Source organism: Thermococcus sp. 4557 (assembly GCF_000221185.1).
GTDB lineage: Archaea > Methanobacteriota_B > Thermococci > Thermococcales > Thermococcaceae > Thermococcus.
Window position 1 is genome coordinate 1,800,675 of record NC_015865.1, and the last position, 15,168, is coordinate 1,815,842.

16 protein-coding genes are annotated in these 15,168 nt (G+C 56.5%); 12 read left to right on the top strand and 4 right to left on the bottom strand.

Going from position 1 to position 15,168, the window contains the following annotated elements; translation table 11 throughout:
* Positions 1–33: 33 nt before the first annotated feature.
* The 8 genes from GQS_RS09570 (at position 34) to GQS_RS09605 (ending at position 8,637) form a co-directional block, all read left to right on the top strand.
* Entirely contained in the window at positions 34–1,041 is a 1,008-nt protein-coding gene (locus GQS_RS09570) for a Gfo/Idh/MocA family protein (RefSeq protein ID WP_014013485.1), read from the top strand.
* Positions 1,038–2,051 carry a Gfo/Idh/MocA family protein gene (locus GQS_RS09575; protein ID WP_014013486.1) on the top strand — a complete coding sequence of 338 codons (1,014 nt, stop codon included), beginning with the start codon at positions 1,038–1,040 and terminating at the stop codon, positions 2,049–2,051. Before GQS_RS09570 ends, GQS_RS09575 begins: the two co-directional genes overlap by 4 nt.
* 122 nt (positions 2,052–2,173) lie before the next feature.
* The gene (locus GQS_RS09580; protein WP_369782831.1) at positions 2,174–3,460 is read left to right on the top strand and encodes an ABC transporter substrate-binding protein; all 1,287 of its coding nucleotides are present in this window, start codon (positions 2,174–2,176) and stop codon (positions 3,458–3,460) included.
* A 13-nt stretch (positions 3,461–3,473) separates the two neighbouring features.
* Positions 3,474–4,325, top strand: coding sequence for a carbohydrate ABC transporter permease (locus tag GQS_RS09585; protein WP_014013488.1), 852 nt, complete (start codon positions 3,474–3,476; stop codon positions 4,323–4,325).
* On the top strand, positions 4,322–5,155 hold the full coding sequence (locus GQS_RS09590) for a carbohydrate ABC transporter permease (protein ID WP_014013489.1): 834 nt from the start codon (positions 4,322–4,324) through the stop codon (positions 5,153–5,155). Before GQS_RS09585 ends, GQS_RS09590 begins: the two co-directional genes overlap by 4 nt.
* Before the next feature lie 9 nt (positions 5,156–5,164).
* On the top strand, positions 5,165–6,268 hold the full coding sequence (locus GQS_RS09595; RefSeq protein ID WP_014013490.1) for an ABC transporter ATP-binding protein: 1,104 nt from the start codon (positions 5,165–5,167) through the stop codon (positions 6,266–6,268).
* Positions 6,269–6,277: 9 nt separating this feature from the next.
* Positions 6,278–7,294 (top strand): TrmB family transcriptional regulator, encoded by a 1,017-nt coding sequence (locus tag GQS_RS09600; RefSeq protein ID WP_014013491.1) that lies wholly within the window; start codon positions 6,278–6,280, stop codon positions 7,292–7,294.
* A gap of 20 nt (positions 7,295–7,314) precedes the next feature.
* Positions 7,315–8,637 (top strand): glycerate kinase, encoded by a 1,323-nt coding sequence (locus GQS_RS09605; protein WP_014013492.1) that lies wholly within the window; start codon positions 7,315–7,317, stop codon positions 8,635–8,637.
* A gap of 2 nt (positions 8,638–8,639) precedes the next feature.
* Here GQS_RS09605 and GQS_RS09610 read toward each other — a convergent pair whose 3' ends face one another.
* Positions 8,640–9,440, bottom strand: a complete 801-nt coding sequence (locus GQS_RS09610; RefSeq protein ID WP_014013493.1) for a radical SAM protein — start codon at positions 9,438–9,440, stop codon at positions 8,640–8,642.
* A 38-nt stretch (positions 9,441–9,478) separates the two neighbouring features.
* On the opposite strand from GQS_RS09610, the gene GQS_RS09615 reads away from it, so the two are divergent.
* On the top strand, positions 9,479–10,135 hold the full coding sequence (locus GQS_RS09615) for a M48 family metallopeptidase (protein ID WP_014013494.1): 657 nt from the start codon (positions 9,479–9,481) through the stop codon (positions 10,133–10,135).
* Here GQS_RS09615 and GQS_RS09620 read toward each other — a convergent pair.
* Positions 10,089–11,297 carry a glycosyltransferase 87 family protein gene (locus GQS_RS09620; RefSeq protein WP_083818288.1) on the bottom strand — a complete coding sequence of 403 codons (1,209 nt, stop codon included), beginning with the start codon at positions 11,295–11,297 and terminating at the stop codon, positions 10,089–10,091. The two genes, GQS_RS09615 and GQS_RS09620, sit on opposite strands and share 47 nt — an antisense overlap.
* A 68-nt stretch (positions 11,298–11,365) precedes the next feature.
* On the opposite strand from GQS_RS09620, the gene GQS_RS09625 reads away from it, so the two are divergent.
* Entirely contained in the window at positions 11,366–11,752 is a 387-nt protein-coding gene (locus GQS_RS09625; RefSeq protein WP_014013496.1) for an NfeD family protein, read from the top strand.
* Here the strand turns inward: GQS_RS09625 and GQS_RS09630 are convergent.
* Positions 11,724–12,161 carry a hypothetical protein gene (locus GQS_RS09630; protein WP_014013497.1) on the bottom strand — a complete coding sequence of 146 codons (438 nt, stop codon included), beginning with the start codon at positions 12,159–12,161 and terminating at the stop codon, positions 11,724–11,726. The genes GQS_RS09625 and GQS_RS09630 overlap by 29 nt on opposite strands.
* Positions 12,162–12,228: 67 nt before the next feature.
* Here GQS_RS09630 and GQS_RS09635 point away from each other — a divergent pair, with 67 nt between their 5' ends.
* The gene (locus GQS_RS09635) at positions 12,229–12,654 is read left to right on the top strand and encodes a CoA-binding protein (RefSeq protein WP_014013498.1); all 426 of its coding nucleotides are present in this window, start codon (positions 12,229–12,231) and stop codon (positions 12,652–12,654) included.
* Here GQS_RS09635 and GQS_RS09640 read toward each other — a convergent pair.
* Positions 12,651–13,751 carry a TRM11 family methyltransferase gene (locus GQS_RS09640; RefSeq protein WP_014013499.1) on the bottom strand — a complete coding sequence of 367 codons (1,101 nt, stop codon included), beginning with the start codon at positions 13,749–13,751 and terminating at the stop codon, positions 12,651–12,653. The genes GQS_RS09635 and GQS_RS09640 overlap by 4 nt on opposite strands.
* 119 nt (positions 13,752–13,870) lie before the next feature.
* Between GQS_RS09640 and GQS_RS09645 the strand changes: the two genes are divergently transcribed.
* Positions 13,871–15,154 (top strand): hypothetical protein, encoded by a 1,284-nt coding sequence (locus tag GQS_RS09645; protein ID WP_014013500.1) that lies wholly within the window; start codon positions 13,871–13,873, stop codon positions 15,152–15,154.
* Positions 15,155–15,168 lie beyond the last annotated feature (14 nt).

Here is a 15,168-nt window from a genome sequence, read left to right on the forward strand (position 1 = left end):
TACTTTTTGCTCCCACAATCTTCGGGGATTCCTATGGAGCTGAAGGTAGGTGTAATAGGCTGCGGAAACATATTCAACCTCGCCCACAAAAACGCCCTCAAGGTTATGGAGGGCACGAGGGTCGTCGCATGCATGGACATTGACGGAGAACGGGCCCGCGAGGGCGCGAGGGAGTTTCGGGCGAAGGCGTTCACGAGTCTCGACGAGTTTTTAGATACAGACGTGGACATTGTGGAGATACTGACTCCGACGTACACCCACGCAGAACTGGCAGTTGCGGCTCTCAAGGCGGGAAAGCACGTGATAGTGGAGAAGCCGATAGCCCTCACCGTTGAAGAGGGCGAAAGGATGATAAAAACCGCCGAAAAGAGAGACCTGCACCTCTTCGTTGGCCACGTGAGGCGGTTTGACAAGAGATGGATGCAGATGAAGGAGGTCATAAAGAAGCGCAACATCCTCCCCATGCACATCAGAAAGGCCGAAGTCCAGAACCTCCCCTTCCCCCGGGATTACTGGTACTGGGACGAGAACAGGAGCGGCGGTGTCGCCGTTGACCTCGGAGTCCACGTCACGGACTTCCTGCGCTGGTTCTTCGAGAGCGAACCGGTGAGCGTCTACGCCGTTGGGAAGGCCATAAAGGAGGAGGCGAGGGCAAACGGCACCTTTGACCACTTCCTAATGATGATCTCCTTTGAGGGTGGGAAGACGGGCATAGCCGAGGTCAGCTGGGCGTACCCGTACCCCTCGCGCTACGGTGTCTTCTACCACCACGTTGACATCATAGGAAAAAACGGCAGGATACGCTACACCCCGCTGGATACCCCTGTGGTCGGCGTCGCCAAGGCCAACTTCGAGATGCCCCGCTTCTCACCGCTCCTCTCGACCTTCCCGGATGCCTTCGAGAGGGAGCTGAGGCACTTCTTCAACTGCATCAAGGGGAAGGAAGAGCCTGTAGTCACTGCGGAGGATGCATTGATAGCACTGAAGATCGCTGAGAAGGCCAAAGAGAGCGCCCGCAAGGGGGAGGTGGTTGAGATATGAGGAAGCTCAACTTCGGAATAATAAGCTACGCCCACCCCCACGCCCTTCGCTTTGCCTCAACCATCGCGGGGGGCAAGCAGACGAAGCTCGTGGCCATATCCGGCGACGGCTCCAACTCTGACGTAGCGAGGGGCGAGGCCAAGAAGTACGGGGCGAGGTTCTACAGAAACTACAAGGCACTCCTGAGGGATGAGAACGTCGAGGCGGTTTACATCGCAATCGAGACATACAGACACAAGGAAATAGCCATCAGAGCCGCCGAGGAGGGGAAGCACATACTCCTTGAGAAACCCATAGCCCTGAACCTCAGGGATGCGGACGAGGTTATAAGGGCCGCTAAAAAGGCCGGCGTAAAGCTCATGCTCCCGTTCAACCCACGCTTCACAGAACCCCTGAAAAAAGCCAAAGACATGCTTGATAAAGGGGAAATAGGCCCACTGGAATACGTTCAGGCCATCTCGGAGAACGTTAAGCCCCCGATATTCCTCCAGGGTCTTGATATGGGCTGGTTCCTGGACGCGAGTAAGTCCGGCGGCGGGGGCTTCATGGACACGGCACCCCACGGTGTTGACTCCCTCCTCTGGCTCACGGGGGACCTTCCCAAGAAGGTCTACGCGGACATAGGCGCCAAGATATACGGTTTCCCTGTGGATGATATAGGCACCGCCGTCCTTGAGTTCAGAAAGGGCGTTCTTGCTGTTCTCACTGCCGGCTGGGGCAATCCGAGGGGCTACTCCTACGGCATTGAGATAAAGTACTACCTCGTCGGCAGGGAGGGCTTCCTCGACGTGAGAACTGCCTACCCGGACTTTACGGTCTACCAGGACAGGGCGGAGAAGATATACTGGGACAGGCCGGACGTCAGGGGGATTGTGAGCTCCTTCGCCAGGGCCGTCTTGAAGGACGAGGAGGTTCCAATAACCGGGGAAGATGCTAAGAAGAACCTGGCGATAATCCTAGCGGCCTACGAGTCGTCCAGAAAGGGAAAAACCGTGAAGCCCAGGGTTTAATTCCAAACTTTTACTTTTTTGTAATGCAACCACTTTCAGTGGTTCTAAACACAAATCTTATATATGTTGTTCACATAAGTCCGTTGAAGTACCTTACTTTAGGGATAGGGTGATGCCCCATGATTAGGAGGTTGTTTGGTGTTCTGTTGGCGGCGGTTGTGTTGTTCGCCGTAGTGTCCAGTGGCTGTATCTCCCCCGGAGGGGAGGAGAAGGTAACCGTGACGTTTCTGTCAACCCAGCTGAACCCGCCCGAGGAGAGGGCCTTCGTCCAGGAGGACCTTCTGAAGGGGTTTACATCGGACACAAACATCGAGGTTAATTTCGTCCCGATTTCCTACACGGACATGGTTACGAGGCTCGAGGGTGAGATGCAGACTGGAAAGGTCACCATCGACGTCATAGGTGACCTCCACGGCGGTATGGACTATATGTCCTCGAAGGGCTGGCTCGAGGACCTCAGCACGATGCCCAAGCTCGAGGGAAGGACCTTCATCAGCACCTTTGAGCAGTACTCCTACATCCGCGGCCAGAAGGCCTACGTGCCATGGATGAGCGCTACCTACGTTATGGTCGTTAACAAGGAGGCCTTCCAGTACCTGCCGGAAGGGCTTACCGAAGAGGACGTCATGAAGGGCACCGACAAGTGGACCTACGATGCCCTCCTCCAGTGGGCCAAGAACCTCAAGGAGGCCAAGGGACAGCCAGAGCTCGGCTTCCCGGCCGGACCGAAGGGACTCTTCGTCAGGTTCCTCCATGGCTACATCTATCCGAGCTACACCGGCTACCAGGCGAAGGAGTTCGACAGTCCCGAGGCCGTTGAGATGTGGGACTACCTCAAGGAACTCTGGCCCTACGTGCACCCGTCGAGCACCACCTGGGACGCCATGGCTGACCCGCTCTTGAAGGGTGAGGTTCTCATAGCCTGGGATCACACAGCGAGGATTAAGAACGCCATCGAGACCAAGCCGGACCAGTTCGTCGTTGTGCCGGTTCCGAGGGGACCGAAGGGCAGGGGATTCATAGTCGTCCTCGCCGGCCTCGCCATACCGAAGGGAGCACCGCACAAGGACGAGGCCTGGAAGCTCATAGACTACCTCACCAAGCCGGACACCCAGGTCAAGGTTCTGGAGAAGGTCGGTTTCTTCCCGACAGTTGAGGAAGCCAGCGGAAAGCTGCCCGAGGGACCGCTCAAGATACTCGCGGAGGGGGTCCAGGCCCAGGCGAGCACCGAAGATGCCCTCGTCGTCATGATACCGAACCTTGGAGACAAGGGAGGACAGTTCAAGGAGTACTACAAGCAGGCCTTCGAGAGGATAGTTCTCAACAACGAAGACCCGGCGACGGTAACCAAGGAGATCAAGCCCGACCTCATAAAGCTCTTCGAGGACGTTGGAGTGCCGGTGCCGTGAAGGAGGAGTTCCCATGAAACGGCGCTCTCTCGTTCCCTATCTTTTAATTTTACCGGCTTTCGCGTATCTGCTGTTTTTCGTTGGCTATCCCCTTGTTCAGGCCCTCTATCTGGCCTTCACCCAGAACGGTGCCCTCTCCCTTGAGGTATGGCGGAGAACCTTTAGCGATTACTACTTTTGGAGCGCGTTTAAATACACAATCCTTCTGGCGGGTATCATAGTCCCGACCCAGGTTGCCCTTGCCGTTGTTCTGGCCCTTCTAATGAACCGCGTTTTCAAGGGCAAGGACGCCGCCCTCTATGCCCTCATAATTCCCCTCACCATAAGCGACGTGGCGGCTGGTTTGATATGGTACTCCATGCTCTCCCCCTACGGTTTCATAAACAAGCTTCTCATGAACCTGGGGCTGATAAGCCAGCCGATATACGTATTCGGCTACGAATACCGCATGAGGGAGTTCTTCGCGATAGTTATAGCAGAGCTTTGGCGCTCCACGGCGATAGTCTTTGTGATAATCCTGGCCGGCCTTCAGATGATAAGCAAGGAGTACATCGAGGCTGCCGAGGTCTTCGGGGCGAGCTACTGGACGAGGCTCAGGCGCATCGTTCTGCCGCTCCTGAAGCCCAGCATCCAGAGCGCCCTCATAATAAGAACGCTCTTCGCGATGCAGATCTTCGGTATCGTCTGGATACTGGCCGGCAGGGACATCCCGGTTCTTGCCGGTGAGGGCTACTACCAGCTCACGGAGATAAAGGACGCTGGTGTTGCATCGGTCTACGCCCTCGTGATAGCGGGTCTCTCCATACTGCTCGGCGCGCTGTACATCAAGTTCCTCCGCGCTGAGTACCTGGAGGTGGGAGAATGAACGACGAGACCAAGTACGCCCTCAAAAAGGTGGGGTTCTACACCGCCGTTTTCACGGCCGCGGTCTGGATAGTGATTCCGATCATCATCTCCTTCCTCTACGCCTTCACCAGCAAGGCCGACTACTACGACCCGACCAAGATAATCCCGACGAGCTTCACGAGCGAGTACGTCCACACGATACTCTTCACCCTCGGCGCGTGGGACGGAATAAAGAACAGCGTCATAGTGGCAGTGCTCACCATCATCATAAGCTTCATCCTCGGCGTCCCGGCCGGGTACTCTATAGCCAAGTACATGTTCCCGGGCAAGGACCACATAAAGCTCTCCATAGTTGCCCTCAGGATGTTCCCGATTCCGGTCATGGCTATACCGCTCCTGGTTCTCTACATAGACCTCCATCTGGCGGATACTCTCCTTGGAGTGGCGCTGGCCCACACGGCAATGGCGCTCCCCTTCGTCGTCCTTATAACGTCGAGCATCTTCGCCGGGGTATCCAAGGAGTATGAGGAGGCCGCGATGGTGTTTGGCCTTACCAGGTTCGGCTCCTTCAGGAAGATAACCCTTCCCCTGGCCCTTCCGGGGCTGGCCGCTGCCGCTATGTTCACCTTCGTCATGAGCTGGAACGAGGTCTTCGTTGCCTCGATTCTCACCCTGAACAACAGAACCCTGCCGGCGCAGATACTCTCGATAATGGCCGGCTCCAGCGGCGGTGCCGCGCCGGACTACTACAAGTTCGCCGCGGCCTTCATAATGACCCTCCCGGCGATGCTGTTCATATTCTTCGCAAGGAAATATCTGGTCACAATGTGGGGTATAACGCTCAAGTGAGGTGTTACCATGGTAGAGGTTAAGCTTGATAGGATAACCAAAAGGTTTGGGGACTTTGAGGCGGTTAAAGAGCTCACGCTGGAGATAAAGGACGGTGAGTTCCTCGTGCTCCTCGGCCCGAGCGGCTGCGGAAAGACGACGACGCTGAGGATGATTTCTGGCCTTGAGACGCCCAGCGAAGGCAAGATATACTTCGGCGATAGAGACGTTACATACCTGCCCCCCAAGGACAGGAACATCTCGATGGTATTTCAGAGCTACGCCGTCTGGCCGCACATGAAGGTCTTCGACAACATAGCCTTCCCGCTCAGAGTGAAGAAGTATCCCGAGGACGAGATAAAGAGGCGCGTCAAGTGGGCGGCCGAACTCCTCCAGATAGAGGGTCTCCTCGACCGCTATCCAGGACAGCTCAGCGGCGGCCAGAGGCAGCGTGTGGCCGTCGCCAGGGCGATAGTGGTTGAGCCAGACGTTCTGCTCATGGACGAGCCGCTCAGCAACCTGGACGCCAAACTCAGGGTGGCGATGCGCGCCGAGATCAAGAAGCTCCAGACGAAGCTGAACGTCACGACCATCTACGTCACCCACGATCAAGTCGAGGCAATGACGATGGGCGACAGGATAGCGGTTATGAACAAGGGCCGGCTCCTCCAGGTGGGTCCCCCGACGGAGGTTTACCTCAAGCCCAACTCCCTCTTCGTGGCGACCTTCATAGGCGCTCCCGAGATGAACACCATTGACGCGACGGTTGTGGAGAACGATGGCCTCTTCCTTGAGGGGGACGGCTTCAAGATACGCCTTCCGGACGACTTCAGGGAAGTCCTCGAGGGGTACATAGGAAAGGAGGTTCTCCTTGGCGTAAGGCCCGAGCACATGACCGTGAAGGGCGTTTCGACCCTTGAGCACGTGACGAGGACTGCTGAGATAGAGGGAATCGTTGATTTCATAGAGGCCCTCGGTACGGACACGATAGTCCACGCCAAGGTTGGGGGAAACATCATCAAGATAAAGCTTCCCGGCCACATACCCCTGCCGGTTGGAGAAAAGATTAAAATAGAGATTGACCTTGACAACATCCATATCTTCGACAGAGACACGGAGAAAGCGATAATCTGAGGTCTGCCTATGGAAGAAAAGGAGATAAAAGCCCGGCTGAAAGAGTTCGGTCTCAATGAATATGAGGTCAGGGCGTATCTTACACTCATAAAGAACGGAGCGCTGACGGCAGGGGAGCTCGCGACGCTCTCGAAGGTGCCCCAGCCCAGGATATACGACGTGATAAGGACGCTCATGGCCAAGGGATTCGTCACGACGAGCCAGGGCAGGCCCAAACAGGTAATCCCCCTCAGCCCGGACAGCGTCATGGACGCTTTGAAGAGGCGCTACAATGAGCGGATTGACGAGATCAAGAGCGCTTTGGAGAAGCTCTACACTCCGAGAGGGGAGATTGGAAGCGTAACTGTCGTCAAGAGCAGGATAACGTTCGAGGAGCACGTGAAGAAGGCCATCGAGAAGGCCAGGTTTCATCTGAGCATTGCCGTTCCCAGAGAATTCCTTAGAAAAATCGGGGGACAACTCGCCGCCAAAAAGGAAGATGGCGTAAGGATAAACCTCTTCGTTTACGGCAATGGTGAGATTCCAGCGATCGCCAGCGAAATAAGGGCTAGGGAAGTTCCTGATCCGATACTCATCATCCAGGACAGAGAAGAAGGAGTTTACCTGCCCTATGAGGCGCTGACGTCGAGCAGTTCTCTACTCGGCTACGGACTCATCATAAGGGACAACAACCTCCTCTTCATGCTCAACCGCTACTTCTACCACGCCCTCTGGCCGACCGGGAGAGTAGTTTATCGCGAGGAGCGCAGGCTCAAGCTTCCGAGGGAGTACATCCACATAAGGGAGCTGGTGGAGGACATAAAGACCTTCAATCTGGAGGGGGCAAAGGTTGAGGTTATAGGGAAGTTCGTTCGCTCCAGGAAACCGGTACACCTCGTGGGCAGGGTGGTGGAGTTTTTTGAGGATGACAACAAGGTCATTTCTAACATTACCGTCAAGACCGAGGACGGAGCCAGGTACGTCGTCGGCGGCTGGAACGCGTCACTTGAGGACATCGAGGCCGAGCGGATAGTCCTTTTCGAGTGAGTTCTCTCAGGGGTGAGAAAATGGACGCCAGAACTACCGCACTGGAGATTATGCGATATGCGATTAAAAGCGCCGACCCTTACCTCGCGGTGAAAAGGAACCTTAGGATTGAGGGGAACAAACTGGTCATTTCTGGTGAGAGGTTCCCGGTTGGTGGGAAAATCTATCTCCTGGCCTTCGGCAAGGCAGCGTGCTCCATGGCGAGAGCAGTCGTTGATACCCTCGGGGAGCGTATTGAGGAAGGAGTTATCATCACGAAGTACGGCTACGCAGAGGACTGCCCGAGAACGGAAAGGCTGAAGGTCATCGAGGCCGGACACCCCGTTCCAGACGAGAACTCCCTCTTGGGCGGAAAGCTCGGACTCGAACTGGCCGAGAAGGTTGGGGAGAATGACATCCTCCTCGTCCTTATCTCCGGTGGTGGGAGTGCGCTCTTCCTTCTCCCTGAGGAGGGAATAACACTGGAGGACAAGATCGGGACGAACGAGCTCCTCCTGAAGAGCGGGGCAAAGATATACGAGATAAACACTGTGAGAAAGCACATCTCGGCAGTCAAGGGCGGCAAGCTGGCGAAGCGCGTGAGGGGTAGGGTGATAAGCCTGATCCTCTCGGACGTCGTCGGCGACCCGCTTGAGGCGATAGCATCGGGCCCGACCGTGAAGGACCCGACCACCTTCCAAGACGCCTACCGGATTTTAAAGCTCTACGGGGTCTGGGAGAAGCTTCCGAAGAGCGTTAAGAGACACATCGAGCTGGGACTGGGGGGGAAGGCGGAGGAAACCCTCAAGGAAGACCTCCCGAACGTCCACAACTTCATAGTTGGAAGCAACACCCTCTCCTGCGAATCTGCCCTGGCGAAGGCGAAGGAGCTCGGCTACAACGCCCTGCTTCTCACAACGACCCTAGAAGGCGAGGCCAGGGAGATAGCCCTGGCGATAGGCTCGATAGTCCAGGAGATAGCAAAATACGACCGCCCGGTTCCAAAGCCGGCCGTCCTAATAGCCGGCGGCGAGTGGACTGTGACCATTGAGGGAAAGGCCGGCCTCGGCGGGCCGAATCAGGAGTTTGCCCTGAGTATCGCCAGAAAGATATATGGATTAAACGCCGTGGTTCTGGCGGTTGATACAGATGGAACGGACGGGCCAACCGATGCTGCCGGCGGGATAGTCGACGGGAAAACGCTTGGACTTCTCAGGGAAGCCGGGGTGGACGTCGAGGAAGTCCTCAGAAGGCACGACGCCTATAACGCGCTGGAAAAGGCCGGCGCACTCCTCAGGACTGGACCAACTGGAACCAACGTGAACTCGCTGGTGGTGGCGGTCATCCCGAAGGGACGCCAGTAGATTCACAGCTCTATGAACTCCCAGCCTTCCCTGTGGGTCTCTATCCCCTCCGCCTTCACGCGTAGGGCCCTTATCTCCTTCTTCAGTCCCCACAGGAACCCTTCAAAGGCCTCATCATCGGTCAGAACCTCGTAGCTTTCCGGGTACTCATCGCGGAGGAGTTCCTGGAATTCCCTTCCCGATGCACGGAGGTTGAGCACTTCGAAGAAGTAGCAGTCCGCGAAGCCCCTCGTGTCCTCCACTATGGCGGAAACGTCCGTTATCTCTGGAATTATCGGGCTGACGAAGACGTACGTTTTCAAGCCCGCCTCGTGGAGTTCCTTAAGGGCGTTAACCCTCGCCTCGTGAACTGGTGTCAGCGGTTCAAACAGCCTCTTTTCTCTCCCCCTAAAGCCGTTTATCGTGAGGCCGACCTCTATCGTCCGGAACTCCTTGAAAATGTCGATGTCCCTGGTTACCAGGGGGGACTTGGTGAGCACCGAAAGTTCGTTCCGCTTGTCCATGTACCTCAACACCCTTCTCGTAAGCTTTAGCTCGGCCTCTATCGGCTGATACGGGTCGCTCACCGTTGACATGACGACGCTCCCAGAAACGTGCTTTCTCGCCAGGTCGGGTGCGTTGGTCTTGACCTCGACCCAGCTCCCCCATCTCCCGTAGTCCTTCCACCTCGTCAGAAACTTGGCGTAGCAGTACTCGCATGCGAAGGCACAGCCGACGTACTGGTTGACCGCCCACTCCACGCCCGGAATCTTCGATTTGGTGTAGATGCTCTTGGCGCGCCTCTCTATAACCCGAACCTTCATAAGGACTTTTTGTCCATTCTCCTTAAAAGGTGAGCGGCATGAGGTTGAGGGTTCGCCGTCGGCCGGTTAAGTATGCAAGGCTCGAGGTAAGGCCGGACGGAACGGTTGTTATCACCGCCCCTGATGGCTTCGATGTCGATAACCTGATCGAGAGGCACCGCGGCTGGCTCGAGGGCAAGCTGGCCGAGATAGGTGAGCTCAGGGAGATTGCGGAGTCAGGTTTTCCCATCAACGGTGAGTTCTATCAGGTCATCCACGGGAGAAAGCCCAAGGTTCACGAGCGGTTCAAGACCGTCGTCCTCTCCCCCAACCCCAACGATGTGGTCGACTGCCTGAAGAAGATCCTCCGAAGGGAGCTCCTGCCCCTCGTTGATTCCTACGCCCGCAGGATGGGGGTGGAACCGGGAAAGGTCTACATCAGACATCAGAAGAGCCGATGGGGGAGCTGTTCCCCCAAGGGGAACCTGAACTTCAACGTTCGCCTCATAGCCCTCCCCCGGGAGCTTAGGGAGTACGTTGTAATCCATGAGCTCGCCCATCTGAAGCACATGAACCATTCAAAGGCCTTCTGGGAGCTCGTGGGGGAGTTCTACCCGGACTACAAAAACGCCAGAAAGGAGCTTAAGAAGTGGTGGAGCATCATAGAGCTCAATCCCTACTGGCGCTTTCTGAGCGGGGAGGATTACCAAGGATGAGCCGTCTGGTTAGGTCTTTCAGGGTGACCAAGACGGGTATGTACAGCACGAACGCCGCAAGCCGGCTGAGACCGTCGAGCGCTGTGCCGTCGAGGGCGAGAGCTTCTGGGTTCCAGTAGGACACCGGCGACTGTCCCCACGGCGGAAGCGACTTCAGAAGGTCGAAACCCTTCACCATGCCGGATACGGCAAGCAGCGTCCACTGCAGAAGGCTCACGTCAAGGGCCGCCAGCAGGGCAAAGTACTGGATATTGACAACTTTGCTCAGGCCCAGCATCGCCACTACACCGCCGGTGAGGGCTTCTTTCTCGTTAATGTCGCCGTTCCAGGCTTTTCTGTATAGATGAATGAGCCCGTATACGAGGGGCAGGGTGAGGAGTATGCCGGTCATGACGCCTACCTCGGGTGGAAGCGACGAAGGCGGCTCCACCGGGATGAGTATGCGGCGGATGGCTCCCCCAAGCAGAGGAATACCGAAGAAACCGTAGTTCATGGCGAACCTCGCGGCGTGGAAGCCGAGTACCGCCTTTAGGTATCCCCCGGGACTCTCGAGCAGGAACGGCGCCGAGATGGCGAGCCCAATTATGGCCGCGGTCGTCATGAACCTCGGGATATCCTTTCTCCTCCTCGGCGTTAGCAGGACCGCCAGGAGGATAATGGGTGCGTACTGCTTTGTAAGGGTCGACAGTGCTGCATAAACCCCCGCTCGCTCTATTCTCCTTTTCTCCAGCTCAACGTACGACTCCAGCATAAGGCCAACGGCCAGGGCATCGAAGTGCCCCCTGAACGGGCCGATGTAAAGCAGGAGAGGGTTGAACAGGAGCAGAACCGCCCTTTTTGCGTCCCCGCTCATCCGGTAAACCGCATGGGAGAGCACCAGGCTCCCCAGGAGTGCCGGGACTTTAAGGGCGAGCCTCGCTGCGAGGGGGGACAAGTCGAGTGTATAGAAAGGGGCCACGAGGAGGAAGGGGATCGGCGGATACGAGTACCACATCTCGCACATACTTATCTCGCACCAGCTGTACGGGCTGGTTCCGAACCTGGCGAAGGTAAACGCTGAGACCGCTAGAACGTGGCCGTCCATGTAATGGTAACCCAAGAAAGAAAGTGCCATCTGGAGTATTATTCCCCCGACCGCCGCGAGTTTTAGTCCCCTATCCATCGAAGATCGGGTAATATAGCTCGCAAAAGATATTAAGTTTTTGGGAAAACCCTGACTGGTGTGGCGCAGTGGACTTAAGGGATGTCCTCAAACTCCTCGCACTGATGGCCGATGAGATTATCGTTGGCGTTTTCATCTTCCTGATACTCCCGGAGATAGGTGTGGAGATTCCCCTCTGGGCTGGATTGCTCGTGATAGCTGCCCTCCTGGCCAAGGATTTCCTCATAGCTCCATTCGTTCTTGGAGGTGGGGCGAACAAAAAGCCCGAGGTGGGTCCCGAGAGGCTGATAGGGAGAACCGCCCTCGTTGTCGAAGACCTTTCTCCAGAAGGAGTCGTTAAGCTCGATGGCGAGCTCTGGAAGGCGGAGTGTTTAAACGGAACCGCTGGAATGGGTGAGAAGGTTAAAATAGTCTCAGTCATGGGCACTAAGGTGCTCGTGGAACGCCGAGGGTAGCAAGAACCGCCGCGAGCTCTTCGGGCTTGTTGGTCGTGAATGAGACCGTCCATCCCTTCTTCTGTCGTATCGTGACGCAAGCCCTTCCGGGCAGGGTGAAGTGAATCGTCCCGTAGCAAGAGGTCCAGCCTTCCCGAACCTCAAAGCTCGCAATGTTTTCGATGGGAACAGTCTTCCTGACTATGAGTCCGATGATGCCTCGTATCCTCAGCTCGCGCTCGTCTATCTCGATTTTAATTGCCATCACGTCCAGGAGCAGAACCGTAACTCCAATTGTGGTCGCGAGCATTATCTCAACGCCTTCGCCCGCCTGATACGTCGCGTAGAGGCCCGCGAACATCGCGAGGATTGGAATCAGCATGATGACCTGGAATATCCTGCTCGTCAGGGTCTCCTCGTAGAGCGCCATGCTCTCACCGAAGAAACTTCTCGGTTAGAGCTTTAAAGGTTGGCTTCCAAACCTATGGGGTGGTGCGATGGTAAGGATAATGCCGGTTGACCGGTTGAGCGACGATGACGTTAGGGAAATCCTGACGAAGTACAAAAAGATCGCCCTCGTGGGCGCTTCACCGAAGCCCGAGCGCGACGCGAACGATGTTATGCGCTACCTCCTCGAGCACGGCTACGAGGTTTACCCCGTGAACCCCCACTACGATGAAGTCCTTGGAAGAAAGTGCTATCCGAGCGTTCTCGATATCCCCGACGAGGTAGATATAGTCGACCTCTTCGTGAGGCCCGAGTTCACGATGGACTACGTCGAGCAGGCGATGGAGAAGGGGGCAAAGGTCGTCTGGTTCCAGTTCAAAACGTACAACAGGGAGGCGTTCAAAAAGGCCAAGGAGGCCGGCCTAACCGCGGTTGCCCACCGCTGCATAAAGCAGGAGCACGCGAGGCTCCTTTAGCCCCGATACCTCAGCACGTGGATGTCCCTGACGAGTTTGTGCCTCTCCTCGTAGTCGGTGTACCTTCCAACGACCTCGAAGCCGAGCTTGGTCAACCACTTCCTCTCCTTTCTATATATTCCCCCGCCGCTCAGCCTGTAGGCGGGGAAGACGAAGACCACCTTTCCGTTCCTCTTGAGGACATCGCCGAAGCTCTCGAAGACGGGGTAATAGAGCCGGTCCAGCTCGTTGGCGAGCTTTATCGCCTCGCCCCTGCTGGGATTCCTTTTGAGGGGCTTTCCGAGATAGGGTTCCGTAACCACCGCGTCGAACCTCTGGCGGAAGCACCGCCTCAGCTTCCTCGCGTCGCAGACCTCGAGGTGGGCGGAGCCCCTCGGGCGGAACTCCTTCCTGAGCCATGCGAGGTTCTTCTTGGCGTCCCGTATTCTCTCCGGGTCTCGGTCGCTTCCGTGGGCACTCAGCCCCTGGAGGACGAACTCCTGAACTATCGTCCCTATTCCGCAGAAGGGGTCGAGGAAAGAGCCCTTCCTCACCTCCGTCAGGTTCACCATTATCCTCGCGAGCCTGGGCGGGATGGAAAGGATGGGCCTCTGAACGGGCCTCTCCACGTCGAGCTTCTTCAGCTCAAACGGGTCTGTAACCTTCACGGTCTCGCCGACCCAGAAGCTCCCGTCCTCACGGAAGAGGAAGACGAAGTCCTTAACTTCTGGAAAGCCCTTGAGGATGAGCTCCGCTGGCATGGCATAAACTCTGGCGGGTTTGAAGAACTTTGAGGAGCCTTCCGCCTTGAACTCCCTTTTTATCGCGCTTCCCAGCTTCCTCCAGAGCCTCCAGTCGCTCTCACCGTAGAGGCTGACCGTGAAGAGCCTCGCGTATTCGAGGTCGCCTATGGCATCCTCTCCTTCGCCGACTATCCGGACCAGTTTGAGTGAGCCCCCCAGCCAGTGGAAGTACCTCTCCACCGCGGTGGATGACTCGAATACCAGCCAGTCCCGCGCGGACTCGATAACTCTAACTTTAAGGTTGAACCTTCTGGTGAATGCATAAAATTCTGCCTCACTGAGGCGTGGATTTTTGCCAAATATCGCCGCGTACATGGTCGCATCCTTCGAGGGAGCCCTTAAAAACGTTCCGAGGGTTAGGTTAATAAGATGTGATGTGCAATAAAGAATAAGGGTGATGTGTAAAATCCACAACTGTACGGGGGATATGTGGCATGATTGTCAAGGAAATCCTCGCCTCGGTTGAGGCGATTCCAGACCCCTATATAAAATCGGTAACGTACGCTAAAATAGGTGAGAGGCTTGCCAAGGCCAGGGACGGCAGTTATAAAGCCGCGTTTCTAAAGGCTCTTGAGACGGCGAAGGAGATAGAGGATCCCGTGAAGATGTTCCGGGCGCTCCTGTCGGTCGGTTATTCTCTCGGTAGGGCGGGTCTCAAGTCTTCCAAGAGGATATACCAGGGTGTTCTTGAGGACTCCCGCGTTCTCCCCACACCCCAGAGGGACGTTATAATGAGAACCGCCGCGGCGTACATGCTTGCCTTGGGGGAGGTGGCCGAGGCAATCCTCTACGCGCTGGAGGTGAACGACCGCACCCTCAGGAACGAGATTCTTCTCGAGATTATCCGGGCCAACACGAAGATGATTGGGCGGGAGCAGCTAAAGGCCGCCTCTCGCATCAGGAAGAGCAAACTTGCCCTTGAGTACATCGACGGTGAGCCCTACCGCTCCAAGGCCCTTCTTGAGCTGATCAAGGCATACCTAGCCCTCGGGAGCTACGAAAACGGAATCTCGCTGATACTGGAGATAGGGGTGAAGGAGTGGGCGAGGCACGCCTTCAAGGAGGTGGCCTTCTACCTGAAGGATCGGGAGGTGCTCGGTCACTACATAGATTCCCTTGAGGCCGTCGCCAACGGACTGATTGAGAAGTTTGGGGAGGAGTTCACCGAGGAGCTTGCCCTCGCATTCGCCTTAAGCGGCGAGGGAGTTTCCGCCGCCGAGCTTATACGGCGCCTGGAGAACAGCGATGAGGTGTTTGTTAAACTCGCTCTGGACCTCCTGGAAAGGGATCACAACGTTCTCCCGGCTTTCATATCGCCCCTTGAGGACGATGAGGCGGAACTCGTCGGGAAGGCCGTGATGAACCGCATCCTGGAAAGGCCCGAGCTCGGGGGATGGGAGGTAGTCGGGGCCATAGGCAAGAGCACGTCCAGCGAGGAGGTATGGGCCAAGATCGCCCGCTACTACGTCATTGCGGGCGAGCTGGAGGGTGCTATGAAGGTTGGAAGCCTGCTGAGGGACGAGAGGCTTCGCTCGATAGTCATGGCCGACATCGCCCACCATCTGGTCAAGAATGGGGATATTGAGCGTGCCATCGATGCCGCCCTCGAGGTTCGCGACCCCAAATTCTCTTCGATCCTTGTCTCCGAAATCCTGATAAAAGCTCTCGAACAGGAGCTTCCGGGGAGGGTTAAGCAGTGGAACGGCTCAAAGCACTGAGGAAGTCGAGGAGC